The sequence below is a fragment of the Pseudomonas oligotrophica genome, assembly GCF_021726475.1.
GTDB classification, from domain to species: domain Bacteria; phylum Pseudomonadota; class Gammaproteobacteria; order Pseudomonadales; family Pseudomonadaceae; genus Stutzerimonas; species Stutzerimonas oligotrophica.
Genome location: NZ_JAKJRU010000007.1, coordinates 185737 through 208908, shown reverse-complemented (window position 1 = coordinate 208908; position 23172 = coordinate 185737). Strand labels below are relative to the sequence as shown.

Genomic DNA, 23172 nt, shown 5'->3' with positions numbered 1-23172 from the left:
AACCATAAGATCAACCACTTCAAAACAAAAAATACCGGCAAAATTTTTAACTATAGCCTCTCTCAAAATTTTTTGTAATTCGCTCCGCGGCGAACAAAAATGCAAAGTGTATCAACACAACGAAGATCAAACCAATTTCAATACTGTTCAACAAGCCAGACAAATATAAAGCAGCCGGAACAACAATATTCATAATCAAAAACAACTTAAATAATGGCTCCTCTTTATAACATCTTGTATATGTAGCCAAGTTAGAGATTCTGCATAGCAGTGCAAAGTAGATACCCATAACGAAAAATGATATTGTATTAAGCGCTCTAGGGAAAAAAAACTGTTCACTAAGAATAGCACTCATAAGAACAGCACATAATAAGCCGGAAATTACTATCAATAGCGAAAATTTAGACACATCGTCGAAAAGCTTTCTTGCTATCTTAAATTTCCGGTCGGCTATCATTGTTCCTATACGCACTCTTTGGGTGGTCAGCCATCCCTGCCCTATTTGGTTTATAGCGTTCATCAGGCTAAACGTCAGGCCGAATTTTCCAGCGTACACCGGATCGACGAACTTGAATATTAACAACACCGGTGAATTCCAATACAAATAGCCGCTGACCCAGACGGCTGTTAATCTAAACTGAAAAGAAGCCAGGCCGTACATAGCTAAGCGAACGTTAGCTTCTGAAGATGTGAAAATGTGCGCCATACATCTCCACGTTTTGCCTTGAATGAATAGAGGAATTAAGTAACCAATCTGAGCGGCTGCCAACGAATATAGTCCCGCTTCAAAGAATAACGACAACCAAAGCAAGGCGAGACTTACAACTGCTCCCCAAAGCCTAGTTTTATACACGAATAAAATATCGCCTGACCCTTCTTGTACTACATAGATAAATAAAGAAAACATATTTAAACTTAATGCCAAAGCAAAGACATTAAGTGGCAACAACCATAGCTGAATTGAAAAACCTGAAAACACATAAAAAGCAAAGGCAACAGAGGTTAAGTAAAAAAAAATAGCAGATACTGAACACCAAATAACACAGCCTTTTAAAAGACCATAATATAACTCAGACTCATAACTACGTCTGCGCTCAGAAGCTATATGCTGAACGAAGCTAGTGGTCATTCCTGCCTCAAAAATTAACTGCAGTGCCCCTATCGATAAAAATGCGAAAAACAATCCTTGCTCAAGTTCTGTGAAACTTTTTGCTATGAGAATAAATGTAATCGGTCCAGCCAAGGATTTTATTGCAATGGTCGCGTTATGGTAAATCGCCGCTCTATTATTTAGTAGCTTCTTCATATCGTCCAATAACGCCACGGTAGAATTTTGCAGCTGTTCTCTTCACTAGATATCTGACACCCAAAACCAAACAACGTGGTTTTCCAGTTAGAAAAAACATTCGCAATAGTTCGCTAGGTATACCTATCAGGAAGACTTTCCACGCATCTTTGCTCCAAGATGTGTCTCCATGTATGTTTGTCAGGAAAGAATTGCTCTGTAAAAATTGCACCCCTCTGAGCTCAGCGACACCCAATGACATATACAAAGGGAGTGTTAACCGTGCAGAAATATTGGATGGCCTTTTTGATACAAGCTCATTAATTGCTGAAACCCTATAAATTACAGAGGTAATAAACATCATTACACTGCCTCTATCATGAAAAAGCGGCAGCAGCGAATCACTAAATTCTTCGGATCGCTGGTACGCATTTAGGAACAAGACCTGCTTTTCCTTATTAATTGCCTGATGATTCAGTAAATAACAGCCAGCGTCAGATTTAGCTAGTGAGCAAAATAGATAATCAGCGATGCCGCTTTCCAAGTGATCATCATCCCCAATCACCCAGATAAAGGTACTAACATTTTCTTTATATAGCGCTGCTAAATTTCCCCCCAAGCCAATATTCCGCTCGTTTTTTTTTATAAACACATTGTCGCAACCTCCATAAACTGACTGAAGCTCACGAAATGTTCCGTCTTCAGAGCAATTATCACGAACAGTTATGCAATAGGACCTTCCATGAAACTCTTCACGAAGATACTGTAACAGTGATAACACCTTTTCTTTTCGGTTAAACGTAGGGATACATATATTTAGCTCAAACATCTATGCTTACTCCACTCTGAGATCAGTTCTCTTAAAGTCACCTCAGCCGTTGATCGAGGATGCCAGCCAATGCTTGTAAGCGAGGGGGTTATTTCATCTAAAAACATGATTTCATCAACCGCATATGGGACAGCACCGAAGTCTAAAAAAACCTCCTCACTGCAATTCTCCTTCTTATAAAGATCATAAGCTAGTAACACGAACTCTTTTAGGGTTGTCGGTTGATCGGAGCCAACCTTGAAAGTCCTGAAGCCTTTATCAACTCCGGCAAAGTGCGTTAAGCAAAAGCTAAACGCGCTTGCAACATCGTTAACGGCTACAAAGTCGCGTTGCTGCTCCCCGCCGGTAAGCTTTACCTCACCACCGCCACAAAAAAACTGGCTAACAAGCCAAGGTAAAAATTTGTCTTCGGCATCACCGCTGCCATATACATGCTGCAACTTAAGATTAATTATCGCAATTTTTTGACTGTAGAATAAAAGCCAGTCTAAAAATTGCCGCTTGGTTAATATATAAGGAGCCAAACGTCCTTCATACTTCTTCCCCGGCACGTTATAAAACGTATCCGAATTGATAAAAATTTTAACATTGCCTTTAACAGCGAGTTCAAGCAACTCCAAACCAAATATCACGTTCGACTGCACAACAGGCATAATTTCTCCTGCGCGCCCATATTTACAGGCAAGATGCAAAATAGCGTATATATGGTTTTCCAGAAAGATATCTGAAAGTTTTTTTTGTTCTATGTCATACACCACAACCTGGTCCAAAAGGTCATTTATTCTGTACAAATTCGTCCGTGACCTAATAAGAACGATAACAGAAAATCCGTCGGCCAATAGCCGCCGCAAAACGCAGCTGCCAATGAAACCAGCCCCGCCCGTTAGCAGTATCGTTCGCATTAAAAATTAAGCCCAAAGAACTCTTGGAACTTCTCAGCCACGAAGTCAAAGTGTTCCGTATTCAAACTTGGTTGGAGGCCTAACCAGAAAGTCTGGTTCATGGTGCGATCGGTATTGGTCAGCTCGCCGACGACGCGGTATTCGACGTTTTGGAAATAAGGCTGGCGGGTCAGGTTGCCGGCGAACAACAGACGGGTACCAATCTTGTTCTGATCAAGAAACTTGAGCAGGTCAACACGATTGACTCCAGCACTTTCTTTAAGGGTGACCGGAAAGCCGAACCAAGACGGATCGCTATTAGGGGTGGCTTCGGCGATGTCTAGGAAATCACTCAGGCTTGCAAGGCGATCCTTGAGCAGGTTGAAGTTGCGCTTGCGGGTGTCGATGAAGTCCTGTGCGCGCTCCAGCTGAGCGAGTCCACATGCCGCTTGCATGTCAGTAATTTTTAGGTTGTAGCCAAGGTGAGCATAGACATATTTATGGTCATAGCCTTGTGGCAGGCTGCCGAATTGTTGGCCAAAACGATCGCCGCAGGTATTGTCGCAGCCAGGCGCGCAATAGCAGTCACGCCCCCAGTCTCGGAAGGATTCAGCAATCACTTTAAGTTGAGGATTGTTGGTAAATACCGCGCCGCCTTCACCCATGGTGATGTGATGCGCTGGGTAAAAACTCAGGGTAGCTATGTCACCGAAGGTGCCGACCATCTTGCCGTCATAGGTGGCGCCGAGTGCGTCACAGCAATCCTCCACCAGCCAGAGGTTGTACTTCTCGCACAGCGCCTTTACTTTGCCCAGATTAAATGGATTACCCAATGTGTGCGCGAGCATGATGGCTTTGGTTTTCGGAGTGATAGCCGCTTCGATCAAATTAGCGTCGATATTGTGGGTGGCCATATCGACATCGACGAATACCGGAATCGCACCGAACTGGACGATGGGATTGACTGTGGTGGGAAAACCAGCGGCCACGCCTATCACTTCATCTCCTTTTTTGATCGCACGCTCGCCTAGTTTTGGAGACGTCAAGGCGCTAAATGCCACCAAGTTGGCCGAAGAGCCGGAGTTGACTGAAAGTAGGAATTTGACGCCGAGGAAGTCAGCCAGTTTTTTCTCGAACTCGGCATTGAACCGGCCGGTAGTGAGCCAGCCATCCAACGAGGCTTCGACCATCAGCTGCAATTCACGAGCACCGATGACTTTGCCAGACGGCGGAATGACACTTTCGCCAGCAATAAAAGGCTTGGGTGCGTGGGCGATGTCGGCGTACTGCTCTACGAGCTTGCTGATTTCCTGACGGAGCATATCAAGGGTCATTGCGTGTCCTGCATGCGAAATTGAGTTATTTGCCGCTTGTGGGCATGGCTGCCATATAAGCGTTGATTTCTTCCAAGCATCGCGCCCGCATATCTTCACCACTCAACCAGGCACGATGCCAGTTAACGATTCGGGTCAGAGTGGCTTCCAGATTCCAAGTGGGTGACCAGTGCAGACGGCTGCGGGCCTTGGAAATGTCCAGCTTCAGAAAGTTGGCTTCATGTGGTTGCGGATCTTCATCCAGCTGCCATCTGGCACCTTGTCCCCAGCGTTCAACCATACGGTTGAGAATCCAGTCGACCGGGCGGGCATCTTCGTCTTTGGGCCCGAAATTCCAGCCGTCGGCGAAGGCTTGTCTATGGTTGTATAGATGTTCGGCTAACAGCAAATACCCGCTCAAGGGCTCCAGCACATGCTGCCAGGGGCGCGTCGCCTTTGGGTTGCGGATGGTAACTGGTTTGCCTTGTTCAAAGGCGCGAAGGATATCGGGGATCAGGCGGTCTTCGGCCCAATCACCTCCACCGATTACATTGCCGGCGCGTGCAGATGCCAATGCGGCAGCTTGTGGTGTATTGAAAAACGATTTGCGATAGGCAGACGTCAGCAGCTCGACACAGCCTTTGCTGTTGCTGTACGGGTCATGCCCACCCATGGGTTCGTCTTCGCGATAACCCCACTCCCATTCGCGATTTTCGTAACACTTGTCAGTGGTGACGTTGACGATGGCGCGCAGGTTCGTGCATTGCCGCGCGGCTTCTAGGACATGCAAAGTACCCATCACATTAGTGGCGTAGGTTGCGACCGGCTCGCGATAAGAGAGCCGTACCAACGGCTGTGCGGCCATATGGATAAGTATGTTCGGATTGTAGTTGGTCATGCTGCAGGTAACCGCTGGCAGATCACGAACATCCCCTATCTCTGACTGCATACCTTGCCCCACCTTGGCCTCTTCGAACAGCGACGGGGTGGTAGGAGGCGTGAGCGCAAAACCTTTGACTTCAGCACCCATGCTCTGCAGCCAGAGCGATATCCAGCTACCTTTGAAGCCGGTATGCCCGGTGAGGAAAACCTTTTTGCCTTTCCAGAAGGCTGGGGTAACTGTGGCTTTCATGCTTACGACCACGTTTTCCAGGGTGCTTCACCGCTCTGCCACAGTTCTTCTAGATAATTCTTGTCGCGTAGAGTGTCCATCGGCTGCCAGAAACCTTGATGCTCATAAGCCATCAATTGTCCTTCTTCGGCGAGTTTCATCAGGGGTTCCTGCTCCCAGACGGTACTGTCATCGACCAGATAGTCAAGCACCTTAGGTGTCAACACAAAAAAACCACCATTGATCATGGCACCGTCGCCTTTAGGTTTTTCTTTGAAGTTGAGTACCTGACCCGCACGGATATCCAAGGCACCAAAACGGCCTGGTGGATAGGTGGCAGTGAGAGTGGCTGCCTTTCCGTGGTGCTTATGGAAAGCCAACGAGGCGGTAATATCGATATCGCCTACACCATCGCCATAGGTAAAGCAGAAGGCTTCTTCGTGCTTCACATAATCAGCTACGCGTCGCAGTCGCCCACCGGTCATCGAATCGTCACCGGTATCGACCAATGTGACATTCCAGGCTTCAGCGCGCTTGTCGTGTACTTCCATAGTATTATCACGCATATTGAAGGTGACATCGGACATGTGCAGGAAGTAGTTGGCAAAATATTCCTTTATTACATAACCCTTGTAGCCACAGCAAATAATAAAGTCGTTTATTCCATGGCTCGAATACATTTTCATGATGTGCCAGAGAATCGGTTTTCCGCCGATTTCAACCATAGGCTTTGGGCGAGTGTTGGTTTCTTCGCTCAGGCGCGTACCCAAGCCACCGGCCAGAATTACTGCTTTCATGGTTTCTCCTGATTAGCTGGAGCTGACAAAAGCGTCAGAGTAAAAATTTTTAACTGGCAACCCGGCAGCATTTAGTTTCTCGCGAGCAGAGCTAATCATTTTGTCCGATCCGCAGGCGTAAACAATTGCATCGCCAAGCGGTATTCTGTCGTCGAGTAATGCTTGCTGAACATAGCCGGCACGTCCCGAATAATCAGAATCAGCACGTGACAATATGGGCGTGAAGTTAACATGTAAATTTTCGAACCGAGGTTGCCAGTAAATATCTGACTCAACACGCCCCCCCCAATAAACATGCATTTTTTTTCCTGCTACTCGCTCTGGAGCAACGGCCAATTGTTCCAGCATTGCCTTAACAGGCGCAATACCTGTGCCGGTTGCCAAGAATACCAGGTGGGCGACTGCAGTATTTCGCAAGCAGAAGGTACCCAATGGGCCTTCGAGACGAAGCAGATCATTGGCTTTAGCTTCTTCGAACCAGTATCGGCTCATCTGGCCGCTCTCAACCTTGCGAACCTGCAGGGTAATTTTACCATTGTCGAGAGGCGCATTAGCGATTGAGTAACTTCGGCGCAGACCATCCCTGCCAATAATGTCAACATATTGACCCGGCAGGTACTCAAGTCGACTGTTTGGTGGGGTACGTAGAGTTACTTCGATCACGTCAGCGGATAACAGCTGTAGACTGTCAATTCGGCACGGCAGAGTTTTAATTTGCAGACTACCTAGTTCTCCCAAATCTTCTATATCAAGCTGGATATCTGTCGAAGCCGTACGGCAGCAGGTAAGAATTAAACCTTCCGACTGATCTTTTACATCCAAGTAATCTTCCGGTTTCAGTGCCACAGTGTTGCCACTCAATACATGCGCCTTGCACACACCGCACCGCCCTACGCGACAACTGTGCTCGAGTATAATTCCCTGGAGGCGCGCAGCATCGAGGAGCGTTTGCTCAGGCAGGCATTTGAACTGGGTGGAATTAGCTAGTTTTACGATTGGCATGTATTCTCGTCCGCACAGCTGGCGCTTATAAATTTAGTCATTGCCAAATAGATCCCGCGTATAAACCTTGTCTAGTACATCCTGCAAGGCATTTGTCCGTCGGTTTGCAATGATCACATCGCTGATATGCTTGAACTCCTGCAGGTCGGTTATCACCCGCGAGTTGTAGAAGCTCTCGGCCTCCAGCGCCGGTTCATACACCACCACTTCGATCCCCTTCGCTTTTATGCGCTTCATCACACCCTGAATCGCGGAGGCTCTAAAGTTGTCCGAGCCGGATTTCATCACCAACCGGTAAATGCCGGCTACTTTAGGACTGCGCTTGAGAATGGACTCAGCGATAAAATCCTTGCGCGTGGTGTTAGCGTCGACGATGGCGCGGATCAGGGTGCTTGGTACATCAGCGTAGTTGGCCAGTAGTTGCTTGGTGTCCTTGGGCAGGCAGTAGCCACCATAGCCAAAGCTGGGGTTGTTGTAGTGCATGCCGATGCGCGGGTCGAGGCCGACGCCCTCGATGATTTGCCGGGAGTCCAAACCATGAGTTTCGGCGTAGGTGTCCAGCTCGTTGAAATAGGCTACGCGCATGGCTAAGTAGGTGTTGGAAAACAACTTGATGGCTTCAGCTTCCGTGGCGTCGGTGAACAGGACGTCGACACCCTGCTTGAGGGCGCCCTGTTGCAACAGATGCGCGAAAACTTCCGCGCGCTGGGAGCGCTCCCCAACGATAATCCGCGAGGGGTAGAGGTTGTCGTACAGCGCCCTACCCTCGCGCAAGAATTCTGGCGAGAAGAGGATGTTATCAGTACCGAACCGTTGCTTGACCGACTGTGTATAGCCAACCGGTACGGTGGACTTGATGATCATTACCGCATGTGGATTAATTGACAGTACGTCGGCGATCACCCCTTCTACACTGCTTGTATCGAAGTAGTTGGTTTTCGGATCGTAGTCAGTCGGGGTAGCGATGATCACATAGTCGGCATTGTCCAGCGCCTGCTGTTTGTCCAGCGTAGCGGTCAGAGCAAGCGGCTTGTTCTTCAGATACTCCGATATCTCGGTATCTTCTATTGGCGACACGCGATCGTTGATCAGGTCGACACGCTCCTTGACGATATCCAGCGCGACAACATGATTATGCTGGCTGAGCAGGACTGCGTTGGAGAGGCCGACATAGCCGGTGCCTACTACTGTGATGTTCATTTGTCTTCCTGTGTTGTGCCCTTGCTCAGGCTGGTTCACTTGCGCTGAACGTCCTGGACCGAGAATCAGCAGCCCGGTACAACAAGAGCGAGCGGTCTGTCGCGTCGCGAATAGCAGTCATGCAGTTGAATGGCCAAAGCATTCTTCGCGCGCGGTTCCCCGTGAACCATCCGTATCTCACCCGGCCATTCCTGCATCCCCGTCACAAACCCCACCAACCCCTGCTGATCCGCATGCGCCGAATAACCACCAATGCTGGTGACATTCGCGCGAATGTCGAAACGCTCGCCGTCCAGCTCCACATAGCCGCCTTTCGGGCCGTATTGCTGAATGGCGTGACCCGGCGTGCCCTGGGCCTGGTAGCCGACGAACAGGATGTCGTGCCGCGGGTCATGCAGCATGGCCTTGAGGTAGTTGACGATACGGCCGCCTGCGCACATGCCGTTGCCCGCGATGACGATGGCGGGACGTGCGGTCTGGGTCAGGTGGTTGACCACGGCGATATGGTCGGCGTGGTTGTCGATCATGATCAGGTTGTCGAACGCCAGCGGGTTGCGCCCTGCTTCGGCGCGCTCGCGGGCTTCCTGGTTCCAATAGGGTTGCAGGCTGCGGTAGGCCGCGGTGAAGCGGCTGGCCAGCGGGGAGTCGAGGATAATGGGCAGTTGTGGCCAGTTGGTGGGTGACACAGCCTCACCAATAGCATGGGGGCTGTTCGCCAGCGAACTCGCTCCTACAGGATGGGGTGTAGGGCCGGTGAGCTTGGTATGAATGATGTCTTCCAGCTCGTAGAGCAACTCCTGGGTGCGGCCGATGCTGAAGGCCGGGATCAGCACGGTGCCCTGGTCGCGCAGGGCATGCTCGATGACAGCCTCGAGGCGCTGGCGGCGGCTGGCGCGGTCTTCGTGCAGACGGTCGCCGTAGGTGCTTTCGAGCACGAGGATATCGGCCCGCTCGGGAGGCTGGGGCGGCATCAGCAACGGCGCATTGGGTGCACCGAGATCGCCGGAGAAGACGATGCGCTTGTTGTCGCCGGTGGCCGGGTAGCTCAGGTCGATTTCCACATAGGCCGAGCCCAGGATATGCCCGGCGCGCTGCAGGCGGATGCGCACGTCCAGCGCGTCGGTCGCCAGCAGCGTGAACCATTGCCCGTACGGCAACGGTTGCAGGCGCCGTTCCAGCAGCTGGATGTAGCGCTCCAAGGTGTTCTGGTCACGGCTGATGCCGAGCTTGAAGGCATCTTCGAGGACGATGGGCAGCAGCTTGGCCGAGGGTTCGCTGCAAAGGATCGGCCCCTTGAAGCCGGCGGCCAGCAGCTGGGGAATCCTGCCGACGTGGTCGATGTGCACGTGGGTGACGACCAGCGCCCTGACGGTAGCCAGGTCGAACTCGATGGCCGGCTGCCCTGCCCGGCCGGCGGCCGGCGCTTCGTTACCCTGGAACAGGCCGCAGTCGATCAGCAGACTATTGTCGGCATCCATGTGTAACTGGTGACAGGAGCCCGTTACGCCGTCCGCCGCTCCGTGATGCTCGATGTCGGGATAGAGCATGGTTAGTCCTTTAACAGGATCTCTGGCCATACAGCGCGCCGGTATCGAAGCCAGGCGCCGTTTATTTATTCACCGAGGCAGGCTTTCCATGCTGCCCGCCAAGCCGGCGAATATTAAGCCGGACGAAGATGGCGTTGGGCCAGCTGTCGCACCAATGCAACGAAGATCCCGAGCATGCCGCCGAGTACCAAGGCCAAGGCCAGGACCAGGGCCTTGCGAGGCTTGACGGGGGCGAGTGGGTCGATTGCTTCCTGATCGACGGCTACGAGTTTCAGGTTGCCGGTGTCGATCTTCCAGGTCTTGAGCCGCGCGGCCTCCTCACGCCAGCCGGCAAGCTCGCTGAGGAAGAGGTCTTCGTTCTCGCGGCTTTTGAGAATCTCGATCTTGCGGTTGGCCTCCAGCAACTTGAGCTCCTTGTTGATCTGCGCGATGCGAGGCTCGGTGAAATCGTCGGAGCGGCGCTGCAGGAGCGCTTTGCGCTCGGCCTCCAGGGCATCGGTGCCCATGAAGTAGAGCGGAATCTGCTGGTTGTTGACTTCGGTGCGGATGACGCTGCCCTGGATGATCTGGTCAGTCGTGCCCAGGGAAGACGGGGTGCTCGGTTTGGTGATACCGAGCGACTTGGCAATGGTGATCGCCTCGGTCAGCTGGCTAATACGGTTATCACGCCGAGTTTTCAGTTGCAGGCGCAGTGCTCGCAGTTCGTCCTGGAGTTTCGCGCGCTTGAGATTGTCCGACTCGGTGAGTTTGGCGATCTCGATTTCCTTGGTCGCCTCATAGCTCGCACGGGCGGCTTCCATCTTGCTCGTCAGCAGATTCAGCCGGTTGGCGATCATGGTCTCCACATCATCCGCCACCTGCTGGCGTACGACATCAATCGAGTACTGCACGAACCCGTTGACCACAGTCGGCCCATCGATTTCGCCGGGGTAGGTCAACTTGAGCCCTACGAACGGCGTGCCGCCGTCGCCCTTCTTGGCATCTGGGACAAGCATGGCGATGGCATCGGCATTGAATTGTTCGAAGGTCTGCTCAAGGGATCGGCCAGGCTGTGCGAGCGCCTCGAAGGCCGCCTGATTCTCACGGAAATAACCCAGGCGATTATCGTAGGACTCCAGCGCAGCGCCGACCCTGGCCATGGCCTGCGCCGGGGTCAGCTTGTAGAAACCGAGCTGGTTGAGCTGGTCCAAGTCCTTGATCGCGGCAGGCCGCAACACGCTTTGGGCCTGGTAGTAGCGCGGAGAGAGAAAGGCATACGCTGCCCCCAGCAGACCGACCCCGAGGGTAATGGCCAGAATCAGCACTCGCTGCTTCCACAGCGAGCTGAACAATTCCAATAGGTCGATTTCTTGCTCGTTTTTGAGTAGAGCAGGCGCGAGGGGAGCTTGAGCGTTCATTCCGGACATCCAGCTGTCGACGTCTCTCGTAGAAGAGACAGGAAGGCGTGAGCAACCGCGCGTACACGCCAAAAGCGCGGGCATTTTGCCACCATGCTCACAAAAATCAACGGGAGCTGACGAAAAGCTCCGCTCTAGAGCTTCTCGTTACCCGCTGCTGGACGTCATGTTTCGGTAAAACCGGTTAACGCTCCGTTCGGCTTTGCGCTTTGACCATTACCCGGACAAGGGCGGCGAAGACACCGAGCATCAGGCCCAACACCACGCCCAACGCCACAATCATCAGCTTCTTCGGCTTGATGGGAGAAAGCGGCTGGAGCGCCGGCTGATCGATGCGCACCAATTGCAGCCGTTCCGTGTCCAGCGTGATGCCCTTCAGGCGCGCCGCTTCCTGTCGCCACTCGGCGAGCTTTTCGAGATAGAGGTCACCCTCTCTTTTCTTCAACAGCTCGACCTCGCGGTTGTGCTCGAGCAGAACCAGATCCTTCTGGATCTCGGCGATGCGAGGCTCGACGAAGTCGTCGGAGGTACGCTGCTGCAGGGCTTGCTGCTCGGCCTTCAGCGCGTCGGTGCCCATGAAGTAGAGCGGCATTTCCTGATTGAAGACCTCGGTGCGAATGACCTGGCCAGCGGTACGGCTGTCAGTCATGGCCGAAGGCGTGGTGGGTGTGCGAATGCCCAGCGAGTCGGCGATGGCTATCGCTTCTTCCAGTTCCTGGATTCGATTCAGGCGACGGGTCTTTAGCTCGGCACGCAGTGCCGCGAGCTCGTCCCGTAGTTCGGCCCGGGTGAGCTCGGCCTTTTCTTCAAGCGTTGCAATCTTCGCCTCAGTGCTGGCCTGGTAGCTGGCGCGGCCCGCGGCGATCTGCATGTCGAGCGAGGCCAGCCGGTTGGCGATCAGGCTTTGCAGGTCGAGCGCAATATTCTTGCGCTCCTTTTCCAGGGCGTACGACACGAAGCTGTTGACGATGGAGGCGCCATCGACGCCTTTCGGATAGGTGAGCGAAAGGCCGACATAAGCGTGGGGCTCGGCCTTCTTGGCATCCGGGTACAACATGGCAAAGGCTTCGTCGTTGAACTTCGCGAAGGCTTGTTCCAGCGAGCGGTCTTGGCTCTCGATACCCTCGAACAGATCCTGGCGGGTGCGATAGAAGTCCAGCCGATTCTCATACGATGACAGTGCCCCGGCGACTCGGGACAGCGCTTCCTCGGGCGTCATCTTGTAGATGCCCGTTTCGTTGAGCTGATCCAGCCCACTGGAGGGCACAGGCCGGAGCATCGAGCGGGTTTGATAGTAAGGGGTCGCCAGGAGGGCGTAGAGCACGGCTATAACCGTGATGGTCGCGGCAACGCCGAGAATGACTGCTTTCTGGCGCCACAACGCGCGGGCGAGCTCGACCAAATCGATCTCATCGTTGGAGTACTGCTGCTGCAAGGCTGGCCTCGTCCTGATTGTTTTAATCGCTCACGGATCAAGCGGTGGCAATTGGACAGCCTAGACCGTGAAAGTTCTACGCGATTGAGATTATTTGACGGACTGGGTCACGCTTTTCATTCCTCGTTCACCCGATCGCGCAGCTCCTTCCCCGGCTTGAAGTGCGGGACGAACTTGCCGTCGAGGCTGACGGACTGGCCGGTCTTGGGGTTGCGGCCGATGCGGGGGGCGCGGTAGTGGAGGGAGAAGCTGCCGAAGCCACGAATCTCGATCCTGTCACCGGTGGCGAGGGCCTGGGCCATCTGTTCGAGCATGGTCTTGATGGCGAGCTCCACGTCCTTCGACGAAAGCATGCCCTGTTGGCTGACGATTCGTTCGATCAACTCCGACTTGGTCATGGTTTTCCCTTCGTTTTCAAGCGGCTAGATCATTGCGATGCGGTCGTTTGTAGCATGTTGATCAGACTTTGAACAGCCTTTGGGTATTGACAGCAGGTTCGCTGTTGAGGTGGCGGTTCGGGCTGTGGCGTGGTTCGTTGTTGGCTGGTGTGGATGCGTGGGTAGGCGGGGCGTGGCCGGGCGCGAAGAAACTCGCCGCAAGGCCGCTGCTTGCGCTTGCCGGCGGTGGACAACGCTGCGCGGTTGTCCACCCTACGGGGGCTTGTTCTGGGGCAACAAGCCGGGGCAATAAAAAAGGCGACGCCATGTATGGGGTCGCCTGTTCAACCAGTCCGGTCGATATGCACTTGTTCATCGGATCACGCAGATTCGATGGCGCGATTGTGGGCCGCCCTGCCCGGCTCGGCCACTGCACGTTGGTCTAAGGAGGCGTGCTCGGCCGGGGGCCGCATCGTCTACCGGCAGAACGCGAGGATCGCCTCGGCGACGGCTTCGGGCGCTTCGCGCTGGGGAAAGTGGCCGATGCCCGGCAGCAGCTGGCGGTGGTAGGGCCCGCTGAACATGCCTTCGCGCCCGGCCGAGGTTTCCGGTGCGTTGCAGGTATCGGCCTCGCCGTGCAACACCTGCGTCGGCACGGCGAGCACAGGCGTGGGCTGCAACAGCGCCTCGTCCCGCGCGTAGGCCGGATCGCCCTCGGCGAAGCCCCAGCGGTGGCGGTAGGAGTGCAGCACCACGGCGGCCCAGTCGGGGTTGTCGAACGCTTCGGCGGCCTGGAGGAAATCCGCCTCGGCATACCAGCCGGCCGGCGACCAGGTGTCCCACAGCAGCCGCGTGAAGGCGATGCGATCGTCGTTCACGCTCCGTTCGCCGCGCGGCGTGGCCATGTACCAGTGGTACCAGTAATTGCGCGCCTGGCTGAGCGAGATCGCCTGGTTCGGATCGTTGGTACCGTAGCCCACCGAGAGCATCACCAGCCGCGCCGCCACGTGGTGACGCAGGCCGCAGGCGTTGGCCACCGCCCGTGCGCCCCAGTCGTGGCCGACCAGCGCCGGCTGGTCGAGGTGCAGCGCGTCGATGAAATCCAGCAGGTCGCGCCCCAGCGCGGCCAACTGGCCGCTGCGTGGGGTCAAGGGGTCGCGAAAGCGCGTCTGGCCGAAGCCTCGCAGCGTCGGGCAAAGCACGCGGAAACCGGCGGCAGCGAGCCGCTCGGCGACGCCGCTCCAGCCTTCGGCAGAGTCGGGCCAGCCGTGGACGAGGATCGCGGTGCGCTCACCGCGCGGGTTCCATTCGAGATAGGCGATATCCAGCAGCGGCGTGCTGACGAACAGGTAGGGATGCATCGGCGTCGGCTCCAGGAAGAACGGCCGCAGCATAAGGCGAGCGCCTGCCGCGTCGATAGCTGCCACTGGCCAGGCGCAGACGAAGGCCGCGCCCGGCCATGTGGCCCGAGCGTTACTGCTGGTTGGCGGCCTGGGCGGCCTGGATCATCTCGGCGCCGATGTCGTTCTCGAACTTCTTCCACACCGGCTTCATCGCCTCGCGCCATTCGGCACGCTGCGCCGGGGTCAGCTCGATGATCTCGCTCTTGCCGGAGGCGGCGATCGCCTGGCGCGCCTGCTGGTTGAGCGCGTCGGCCTGGCGGTTCACCTCGGCGGTGACCTCCTCCAGGACGGCCTCGAGCTCGCTGCGCACATCGCTCGGCAGGCCGTTCCAGAAGCTGGTGTTGGTGATCACCATATAGTCGATCAGGCCGTGGTCGGAGGCGGTCATGTAGGGCTGCACCTCGTGCACCTTCTGGCTCTCGTAGTTCGACCAGGTGTTTTCGGTGCCGTTGACCACGCCGGTCTGCAGGCCCTGGTAGACCTCGGCGAAGCTCATCTTGCGCGGGTTGGCGCGCACCGCCTTGAATTGCTCCTCGAGCACTGCGGAGGCCTGCACGCGGAACTTCAGCCCGCGCGCGTCCTTGGGCTCGCGCAGCGGCTTGTTGGCCGACAGCTGCTTCATGCCGTTGTGCCAGTAGGCCAGGCCGGTGATGTTCTTGCCCTCCATGGCCTTGAGCAGCGCCTTGCCCTGCGGCCCGCTCTGGAAGCGATCGGCTGCCGCCAGGTCGTCGAACAGGAACGGCAGGTCGAAGATCTGGATGGCCTTGGCGTAGTGCTCGAACTTGGCCAGCGACGGCGCCAGCATCTGCACGTCGCCGAGCAGCAGCGCCTCCATCTCCTTGCCATCGCCGAACAGCGACGAGTTCGGGTAGACCTCGACCTTCACCTTGCCCGGCAGGCGCTCCTCGGCGAGCTTCTTGAACAGCAGCGCGCCCTGCCCCTTCGGCGTGTTGTCCGCCACGACGTGGGCGAACTTGATGGTCACCGGCTCGGCGGCCTGCGCCAGCCCGGCCGCGGTCAGGGAAAGCGCACAGGCGAGCGCCTTGAGGGTGGTTTTCATCAGCATGGTGGTACCCCTATTGTTTTTGTCGGTTGGTACGTTTGCCGTGATGCCGGCGATCAGGGGATCGCTTGCCCGGCTCGTTGCAGCAGGCGGCGGGCGCGGCCGATGACCGGTGCATCGACCATCTGTCCGTCCACCACGAACACCCCATCGCCGGAGGCTCCGGCGGCGAGGATGCGCTGTGCCCAGTCCAGTTCCTGCGGGCTGGGCATCAGGGTTTCGTGCACCACCGCCACCTGGCTCGGGTGGATGCACAGCAGGCCGCCGAAGCCCATGTCGCGGGCCTCGGCGGTGGCGCGGGCCAGGCCCGGCAGGTTCTTGATATCGGGGAACACGCTTTCCAGCGGCGAAGCCAGGCCGGCCAGGCGCGACTGCAGCAGCAAGGCGTAGCGCGCCTGGTCGAGCATGCGCTCGGCTGCGGCGCTGCCGCTGGCCAGGCCGAGGTCCAGGCCCAGGTCCAGCGCGCCGAAGGACAGCCGCTCGACGCCGGGCGCATGGGCGATCTCCGGCAGATGGGCCAGGCCGCGGGCGCTCTCGACGATGGGCCACACCGGCTTGCCGCAACCAGCCGCCAGCGCCACCTGCACGGCGCTTTCCACCTTCGGCAGCAGCACGCCGATCACGCCGGGGTGGCGCGCGCAGAGCTGCAGGTCCTCGGCCTGCTCGGGGTGCGTCGGCGCGTTGATGCGCACCAGCAACCGCGCCTCGGGGTTCTCCGCGAGAAAGGTCTCGAGGTTGGTGCGTGCCTCGCGCTTGAGGTCTTCGGCGACGGCGTCCTCGAGGTCGACGATGACCACATCGGCGCCCACCGCGAGCGCCTTGGGGATGCGCTCCGGGCGGGTGGCCGGGACGAAGAGTGCCGAGCGGATGATCGAAGCTGTCATGTTGCGTTCCTTATCGATGGAGGGGCGCCGGCAGCATACGGCCTGTGACGGCAGCCGGGCAGCGCCCCGCGCGATTGCCGCTCATATCGCGCCCTGTTCGTGCAGGCGCTGGATATCGCCCGGCGCGTAACCCAGCTCGGCCAGCAGGCTGTCGGTGTGCTGGCCCAGCGCGGGGATCGGATCCATGCGCGGGGCGAAGGCGCTGTTGCGTCCCGGCGGCAGCAGCGCAGGCAAGCGACCGGCCGGGCTGTCCACCTCGCTCCAGCGCTGGCGCGCCTCCAGCTGCGGATGCGCCCAGACACCGGCCATGTCGTTGACATGGGCATTGGCGATGGGCGCGGCATCCAGCCGGGCGATCACCTCTTCGGCGCTGAGGTGGCTGAAGGCCTCGACGATGAGCGCACGCAATTCGGTGCGATGCTCCGAACGCCGGGCGTTGCTGGAGAAGCGCTCGTCCTGCGCCAGTTCCGGCTGCAGCAGCACCTTGTCGCAGAACGCCAGCCACTCACGCTCGTTCTGCAGGCCGAGCATCACCGTGCCGCCGTCGCCGGTGGGGAACGGACCGTAGGGGTAGATGGTGGCGTGGGCGGCGCCGGCACGCGGCGGCGGCGTCGCGCCCTTGTAGGCGTAGTACAACGGGTAGCCCATCCACTCCACCAGGCTTTCGAGCATGGAAACGTCGACGCGGCTGCCCTCGCCCGTCTTGTCGCGCAGCATCAGCGCCGAGAGCACGCCGGTGTAGGCGTACATGCCGGCGGCAATGTCGGCGATGGAGCAGCCGGCCTTGGCCATCTCGGTTTCACCCGGCCCACCGGTGACGGAGAGAAAGCCGCCCTCGCTCTGGATCAGCAGGTCGTAGGCCTTCTTCTGCTCGTAGGGGCCACCCTCGCCGTAGCCGGAGATGTCGCAGACGATCAGCCGCGGAAAGCGCTCGTGCAGCGCCTCGAAGGAGAGCCCCATGCGCGCGGCGGCGCCCGGTGCCAGGTTCTGCACCAGCACGTCGGCCTTGGCCAAGAGCTGGTCGAGGACCTGGGCAGCAGCGTCCTGTTTCACGTCCAGGCTCAGGCTTTCCTTGGAGCGGTTGGTCCAGACGAAATGCGAGGCCAGGCCGTCGACCCGCTCGTCGTAGCCGCGGGCGAAGTCGCCGGCACCGGGCCGCTCGATCTTGATCACCCGTGCGCCGAGGTCGGCCAGCTGGCGCGTGCAGAACGGCGCGGCGATGGCGTGCTCAAGGCTGACCACGGTGATGCCATCGAGTGGGCGGGGTTTGACTTGGGTGTCGTTCATGTTCGGTTCCTGCAATTTCGGCGTAGGGTGGAAATCGGCGAAGCCATTTCCACGCGTCTGTTCAAGTCCTTGCGGCATCTGCGCCGGGCAGCGTGCCCATCGGTGGAAAAGACCTGCGGTCGTTTTCCACCCTACGTTCAGGCCAATGCGTCCAGCCACTGCAGCTCACGCAGGCGCCAGACCATTTCGATCAGCGCGCCCGCCTCGTCATCGCTGCGCGCCGCGGAGAACTGCACCAAGCGGCGGAACTTGTCTTCCAGCTCGGCGCGGCTCAGCGTGTTGCCCGGGTCGCCCTTCGGCTCGTCGATGGCGCCGTGCAGCGTGCGGCCATCGGCGGTGATCACTTCGACGCGACCGAGCCAGCGTGCCGGGTAGGCGCCGTCCACCTCGGGATCGAGCGTCATCGAGACCTTCTCGCGGAACTCGCCGACACGCGGGTCGCCGAGCGCATGGCTGTGGAATTCGGTCAGGCCGGCCTTGCCGTACAGGGCGATCAGCCCCAGCACGGTGCCCATGGAGAACTTGGCCTGATGCACCGTCTGCGGCACCGTCACGCGGCCGAGCACGTCGATCGCGCCCTGGTGCACGCGAGTGGTGACCGAGGCGATGTCATCGGCCCCGAGCCCCTCGCGCTGCATCAGCGCCAGCAGCGCATCGGCCGCCGGGTGGGTATGGCGGCAGGAGGCGTGGAACTTGAACGAGGTTTCCGCCAGCGCCCAGCGCGTGCCGAGGCGGTCGGACAGCTTGCTCGGCTCGGCATCGCGGGACATGCCCGCCGCCATGCCCTGCTCGCCTTCGAGGATGTTCTGTGCGCCGGTCAGGCCATCGGCGGTCAGGTAGGCGGCGAGCAGGCCATCGGCAGCCGCCTTGGCGGTGTGCAGTTGCTTGGAGTCCGCCGCGTCACGGAGAAACTCCCACAGCCCCGCCGCTTGCGTACCGGCGCTGCCGAGCAGATGGGTGAACTGCTGCTGGTCGAAATCCATCAGCTTGCCGACGGCCACCGCCGCGGCCAGGGTGCCGACCGTCGCGGTGGTGTGGAAGATGCGGTAATGCGAGCGGCCGAGGAACTCGCCGATGCGGATGCCCGCCTCGTAGCCGGCCACCGAGGCCACCAGCAGCTCGCGGCCGGACTTGCCGAGATCCTGCGCCGCCGCCAGCGCAGCGGGAAACACCACGGTGGCCGGGTGCAACACGGAGCTGTTGTGCAGGTCGTCCTGCTCCACCAGGTGCGAGCTGGCAGCATTCACCAGCGCAGCGAAATAGGCCGAGCTGCACTGGCCGTTGACCAGAATGCACGCCGGCCCGTCGGCCGGGCCCATCTTCTGCGCATAACGCTCGAACAGCGGAATCGGATGCGAGCCGGCGCTGGCCAGGGCCGAGCCGAGCCAGTCGAGAAAGAGGTCTTCGGTGCGGGCAAGCACCGGTTCGGGGATCTGCTCGTAGGCAAGCCCGGCGAGGAATTCGGTCAGGGCACGGGTGTGCTGGCTCATGCGTTGGGCTCCAGCGGATTCTCTAACGGATTCTCGAATTGGTTGGACAGTTCGATGAGGTTCTGGTCGGGGTCGCGCAGGTACACCGAGCGGATCGGTCCGGTCGCGCCGGTGCGTTGCACCGGACCTTCGACGATGGCGACCTGCTGCGTCTGGAGGTGGGCGATCACCTCGGCCAGCGGTGTGGCAACGATGAAGCAGAGGTCCGCCGAACCCGGGGTCGGCCGCTCGGCCTTGGGCTCGAATTCGCGCCCGGCCTGGTGCAGGTTGATCTTCTGGTTGCCGAAGGCCAGCGCCTTGCGCCCTTCGCCGAAGGTCACCGCCTGCATGCCGAGCACGCGGGTGTAGAAGTCCAACGTGGCCTCGAGGTCGGCAACGGTGAGGACCAGATGGTCGAGGTGGTCGATCTGCATGTGTGCCTCCTAATTCGATACGCCGGCATTTCAACGCCCGCGTGGATGTGCTTCGCGACATCCACCCTACGAACCTGCCGTCGTAGGGTGGAAAACGGCGAAGCCTTTTCCACGCGCCTGTCCGAATCCGCTCCGCCGCACGGCGCCCTCTTGTGGTGGCCAACGAAGGCCATTCCCAGCAAGTGCATCGCCTGTCGGATACGCGTGGAAAAGACCTGCGGTCGTTTTCCACCCTACGTCTGGCTCCGTTAGAACGAGCGCGGCAGCTCGAGCAAGTGCTCGGCCACGTACGACAGGATCAGGTTGGTGGAGATCGGCGCCACCTGGTACAGCCGCGTCTCGCGGAACTTGCGCTCGACGTCGTATTCGTTGGCGAAGCCGAAGCCGCCGTGGGTCTGCAGGCAAGCGTTGGCAGCCTCCCAGCTGGCCTTCGCTGCCAGGTACTTGGCCATGTTGGCCGCGGCTCCGGCGTTGCGCCCGGCGTCGTATTCCTCGCAGGCGCGCCAGCGCATCAGGTCGGCGGCCTCGATCTCGATATGCGCTTCGGCGATCGGGAACTGCACGCCCTGGTTCTGCCCGATGGGCCGGCCGAATACCACACGGTCGCGGGCGTACCCAGCGGACTTTTCGACGAACCAGCGGCCATCGCCGATGCACTCGGCGGCGATCAGCGTGCGCTCGGCATTCAGGCCGTCGAGGATGTAGCGAAAGCCCTTGCCCTCCTCGCCAATCAGGCTGCTGGCGGGGATTTCCAGGTTGTCGAAGAACAGCTCGTTGGTCTCGTGGTTGACCATGTTGGCGATCGGCTGCACGGTCAGGCCGTTGCCGATGGCCTCGCGCAGGTCGATAAGGAAGATCGACATGCCCTCGGACTTGCGCTGCACCTCGGCCAGCGGCGTGGTGCGTGCCAGCAGGATCATCAGGTCGGAATGCTGGATGCGCGAGATCCATACCTTCTGCCCGTTGATGACGTACTTGTCGCCCCGGCGCACGGCGGTGGTCTTGATCTTGGTGGTGTCGGTGCCGGTGGTCGGCTCGGTGACGCCCATGGACTGCAGGCGCAGCTCGCCGCTGGCCAGCTTCGGCAGGTAATGGCGCTTCTGCTCCTCGCTGCCGTTTCTGAGCAGGGTGAACATGTTGTACATCTGCCCATGGATGGTCCCGGAGTTGCCGCCGCAACGGTTGACCTCCTCGAGGATGACCGAGGCCTCGGCCAGGCCCAGGCCCGAGCCGCCGTATTCTTCCGGGATCATCGCCGACAGCCAGCCGGCCTCGGTCATGGCGGTGACGAAGGCTTCCGGGAAGCCCTTCTCCTCATCGATCCTGCGCCAGTAGTCGGCGGGAAATTCGGCGCAGAGGGCGCGCACGCCTTCGCGGATGAAGCTCAGTTCTTCGGTCTTGTTCGGGGTCATCTCGGTTTCTCACCACTTCTGGTTGTCGCGGCCGGCGTAGGGTGGATCGCGCTTTACCGATCCACCGGGTGGCGATCCACCGGGTGGCGTTCCACCGCCGGACTTTCGGTGGATAAGGCTGCGCCGTTATCCACCCTACGATTCAGTCGAATTCCACTTCGGCTTTCTGCGCCAGGCCGTTGTGGTCGCCGGCCCAGAGTTCGGCCTGGCCCGGCGCGACGATGCGGCCGCCGACCTCGAACGGCTGCGGCGCGATCAGCGGGCGCAGGCCGCGGTAGGCGAAGCGGCGCAGGCGGGCGTCGGGATTGGCGCGGCAGAAGGCGCGCAGGTTCAAGGTGGCGATCAGCGGGCCGTGAACGACCAGGCCGGCATAGCCTTCGGTCTCGGTGACGTAGGGCCAGTCGTAATGGATGCGATGGCCGTTGAAGGTGACCGCCGAATAACGGAACAGCAGCGTCGGCGTCGGTGTGACCGCCTCGCGCCAGCCACCGGCGACCATGGGTTCGCCGCTGCTGGTTTTCGGCGGGGTGGGCTCACGGTAGACGATGTCCTGCTCCTCGCGGATGGCCAGGCGGCCGTCCTGCAGGTAGTCGTGCTGCACGGTGACGAACAGCAGGGCGCCGGTGCGGCCTTGTTTTTCCTCGATGTGCTTGATGGTCGATACCCGCCGGGCCTCGCCACCCGCTTCCAGCGGGCGAATGAACTCGACCCGACCACCGGCCCACATGCGGTTGCGGTTGTTCGCCGGCGGGAGGAAGCCACCGCGCGCCGGGTGGCCGTCCTCGCCCAGCCCGTTTTCCGCAATCGGGTCCTGGAAGAAGCACCATTGCCACAAAGGCGGCAGCGCTTCGCCATGGGCGGGAGTGCTTTCACCGAAGGTCGCGGCGATGCGCATCAGCAGGTTGCGGCTGAGCTGGTCGTGGACTTCTTCGCTGCGGCCAATCCAGGCAGAGGTATCGGTCATCGTCGGGTTCCGCTGTTGTCTTGTTTTGCCGCAGGATGCTACGAAGCCAGCGTTCCGAGAATTTGTATTTACCGACACCGGCGTTCGGCTAAGCTGAACGCCCGACCCAAGCCGAGGCGCCTCATGCATTTCGATCTGGCCGACCTGCGCCTGTTCATCCATATCGCCGAATCGCCCAGCCTGACCCAGGGTGCGCGCCGTGCGCACCTCTCGCCGGCAGCCGCCAGCGCGCGCATCAAGGCACTGGAAGGCCAGCTCGATAGCCGCCTGCTTTACCGCGACAGCCGCGGGGTGGAGCTGACGCCGGCCGGCCACAAGCTGCTGCAGCATGCGCGGCTGATCATGCGCCAGGTGGACTACCTGAAAAGCGAGTTCGCCGAATACGGCACCGACTCGGCCGGTCACATCCGCATCTTCGCCAATACCACGGCCGTAACCGAATTCCTGCCGGAGGTGCTGGCCGGATTTCTCGCCGAGCGCCCCGGCGTCACGGTGGACCTGCAGGAACGCCTGAGCCGCGACATCGTCCGCGGCGTGCTCGACGGCAGCACCGACATGGGCATCATCGCGGGCCCGGTGCAGGCCGAAGGGCTGCAGGTATTGCACTTCAGCACCGACCGCCTGCTGCTGGCGGTGCCGGTCGGCCATCCGCTGGCCGGGGAAGCACAGGTCACGCTGCGCCAGACCCTGGCCTATCAGCACATCGGCCTGCACGAGGGCAGCACCCTGCTGACATTCCTGCGCGATCAGGTGGAAAAACTCGGCGGCCAGCTCTCCCTGCGCATCCAGGTCTCCAGCTTCGAGGCGGTCTGCCGGATGATCGAGGCCGGTGTGGGCATCGGCATCATCCCCGAGTCGGCAGCGCGCCGACACAGCCGCACCATGCAGCTGGCCCTAGTCACACTGGACGAGCCCTGGGCGGTGCGCGAGCGCAGCATCCTGGTCCGCGAACTGGACGCCCTGCCCGGCAGCGTGCGTGCGCTGATCGCCACCCTGGCGCCCGATGTAGCCGCCGAAACGAACGTTGCCCAGCCTTTGCTGCCGAACGGCGGGTAGGCACGCATCGCCGGATCACCGCAGGG

21 protein-coding genes are annotated in these 23172 nt (G+C 59.0%); 1 reads left to right on the top strand and 20 read right to left on the bottom strand.

Translation table 11 applies throughout. The annotated features are described in order from the left end of the window. Nucleotides 1-46 precede the first annotated feature (46 nt). From L3N39_RS16020 to L3N39_RS15925, 20 genes are all read right to left on the bottom strand, one after another. A complete protein-coding gene (locus L3N39_RS16020) occupies nucleotides 47-1306 on the bottom strand; it encodes a polysaccharide biosynthesis protein (RefSeq protein ID WP_237258457.1) in 1260 nt (419 codons plus the stop codon). Beyond that, nucleotides 1287-2114: a glycosyltransferase family 2 protein gene (locus L3N39_RS16015; protein WP_237258456.1), complete on the bottom strand. Its 828-nt coding sequence runs from the start codon at nucleotides 2112-2114 to the stop codon at nucleotides 1287-1289. Before L3N39_RS16015 ends, L3N39_RS16020 begins: the two co-directional genes overlap by 20 nt. After that, complete coding sequence (locus L3N39_RS16010) at nucleotides 2102-3016, bottom strand: NAD-dependent epimerase/dehydratase family protein (RefSeq protein ID WP_237258455.1); 915 nt, start codon at nucleotides 3014-3016, stop codon at nucleotides 2102-2104. Before L3N39_RS16010 ends, L3N39_RS16015 begins: the two co-directional genes overlap by 13 nt. Further along, nucleotides 3016-4329, bottom strand: a complete 1314-nt coding sequence (gene rfbH / locus L3N39_RS16005; RefSeq protein ID WP_237258454.1) for a lipopolysaccharide biosynthesis protein RfbH — start codon at nucleotides 4327-4329, stop codon at nucleotides 3016-3018. The genes L3N39_RS16010 and rfbH overlap by 1 nt, the downstream gene beginning before the upstream one ends. Before the next feature lie 25 nt (nucleotides 4330-4354). Then, complete coding sequence (gene rfbG, locus L3N39_RS16000) at nucleotides 4355-5440, bottom strand: CDP-glucose 4,6-dehydratase (protein ID WP_237258453.1); 1086 nt, start codon at nucleotides 5438-5440, stop codon at nucleotides 4355-4357. Between the two features lie 2 nt (nucleotides 5441-5442). After that, complete coding sequence (gene rfbF, locus L3N39_RS15995; protein WP_237258452.1) at nucleotides 5443-6216, bottom strand: glucose-1-phosphate cytidylyltransferase; 774 nt, start codon at nucleotides 6214-6216, stop codon at nucleotides 5443-5445. A gap of 12 nt (nucleotides 6217-6228) precedes the next feature. Further along, entirely contained in the window at nucleotides 6229-7218 is a 990-nt protein-coding gene (locus L3N39_RS15990; RefSeq protein WP_237258451.1) for an FAD-binding oxidoreductase, read from the bottom strand. Between the two features lie 33 nt (nucleotides 7219-7251). Beyond that, a complete protein-coding gene (locus L3N39_RS15985; RefSeq protein WP_237258450.1) occupies nucleotides 7252-8418 on the bottom strand; it encodes a nucleotide sugar dehydrogenase in 1167 nt (388 codons plus the stop codon). Nucleotides 8419-8483: 65 nt separating this feature from the next. After that, nucleotides 8484-9965: an MBL fold metallo-hydrolase gene (locus L3N39_RS15980; protein WP_237258449.1), complete on the bottom strand. Its 1482-nt coding sequence runs from the start codon at nucleotides 9963-9965 to the stop codon at nucleotides 8484-8486. 113 nt (nucleotides 9966-10078) lie between these two features. Then, nucleotides 10079-11362 carry a Wzz/FepE/Etk N-terminal domain-containing protein gene (locus L3N39_RS15975; protein ID WP_237258448.1) on the bottom strand — a complete coding sequence of 428 codons (1284 nt, stop codon included), beginning with the start codon at nucleotides 11360-11362 and terminating at the stop codon, nucleotides 10079-10081. Between the two features lie 184 nt (nucleotides 11363-11546). After that, a complete protein-coding gene (locus L3N39_RS15970; protein ID WP_237258447.1) occupies nucleotides 11547-12797 on the bottom strand; it encodes a Wzz/FepE/Etk N-terminal domain-containing protein in 1251 nt (416 codons plus the stop codon). 116 nt (nucleotides 12798-12913) lie between these two features. Further along, on the bottom strand, nucleotides 12914-13195 hold the full coding sequence (ihfB, locus tag L3N39_RS15965) for an integration host factor subunit beta (protein WP_237258446.1): 282 nt from the start codon (nucleotides 13193-13195) through the stop codon (nucleotides 12914-12916). 455 nt (nucleotides 13196-13650) lie between these two features. Then, nucleotides 13651-14535, bottom strand: coding sequence for an alpha/beta fold hydrolase (locus L3N39_RS15960; RefSeq protein ID WP_237258499.1), 885 nt, complete (start codon nucleotides 14533-14535; stop codon nucleotides 13651-13653). Nucleotides 14536-14647: 112 nt separating this feature from the next. Beyond that, on the bottom strand, nucleotides 14648-15640 hold the full coding sequence (locus L3N39_RS15955; protein ID WP_237258498.1) for a TRAP transporter substrate-binding protein: 993 nt from the start codon (nucleotides 15638-15640) through the stop codon (nucleotides 14648-14650). Between the two features lie 56 nt (nucleotides 15641-15696). Beyond that, a complete protein-coding gene (locus L3N39_RS15950; RefSeq protein ID WP_237258445.1) occupies nucleotides 15697-16524 on the bottom strand; it encodes an HpcH/HpaI aldolase/citrate lyase family protein in 828 nt (275 codons plus the stop codon). Nucleotides 16525-16605: 81 nt separating this feature from the next. Further along, nucleotides 16606-17811 carry a CaiB/BaiF CoA transferase family protein gene (locus L3N39_RS15945; RefSeq protein WP_237258444.1) on the bottom strand — a complete coding sequence of 402 codons (1206 nt, stop codon included), beginning with the start codon at nucleotides 17809-17811 and terminating at the stop codon, nucleotides 16606-16608. Between the two features lie 137 nt (nucleotides 17812-17948). Continuing rightward, complete coding sequence (locus L3N39_RS15940; protein WP_237258443.1) at nucleotides 17949-19301, bottom strand: MmgE/PrpD family protein; 1353 nt, start codon at nucleotides 19299-19301, stop codon at nucleotides 17949-17951. Further along, nucleotides 19298-19714 carry a VOC family protein gene (locus tag L3N39_RS15935; RefSeq protein ID WP_237258442.1) on the bottom strand — a complete coding sequence of 139 codons (417 nt, stop codon included), beginning with the start codon at nucleotides 19712-19714 and terminating at the stop codon, nucleotides 19298-19300. Before L3N39_RS15935 ends, L3N39_RS15940 begins: the two co-directional genes overlap by 4 nt. Before the next feature lie 248 nt (nucleotides 19715-19962). Further along, a complete protein-coding gene (locus tag L3N39_RS15930; RefSeq protein WP_237258441.1) occupies nucleotides 19963-21126 on the bottom strand; it encodes an acyl-CoA dehydrogenase family protein in 1164 nt (387 codons plus the stop codon). A 142-nt stretch (nucleotides 21127-21268) separates the two neighbouring features. After that, the gene (locus L3N39_RS15925) at nucleotides 21269-22090 is read right to left on the bottom strand and encodes an HTD2 family dehydratase (RefSeq protein ID WP_237258440.1); all 822 of its coding nucleotides are present in this window, start codon (nucleotides 22088-22090) and stop codon (nucleotides 21269-21271) included. Nucleotides 22091-22213: 123 nt separating this feature from the next. Here L3N39_RS15925 and L3N39_RS15920 point away from each other — a divergent pair, with 123 nt between their 5' ends. Next, complete coding sequence (locus L3N39_RS15920) at nucleotides 22214-23146, top strand: LysR family transcriptional regulator (RefSeq protein WP_237258439.1); 933 nt, start codon at nucleotides 22214-22216, stop codon at nucleotides 23144-23146. Nucleotides 23147-23172: the final 26 nt, after the last annotated feature.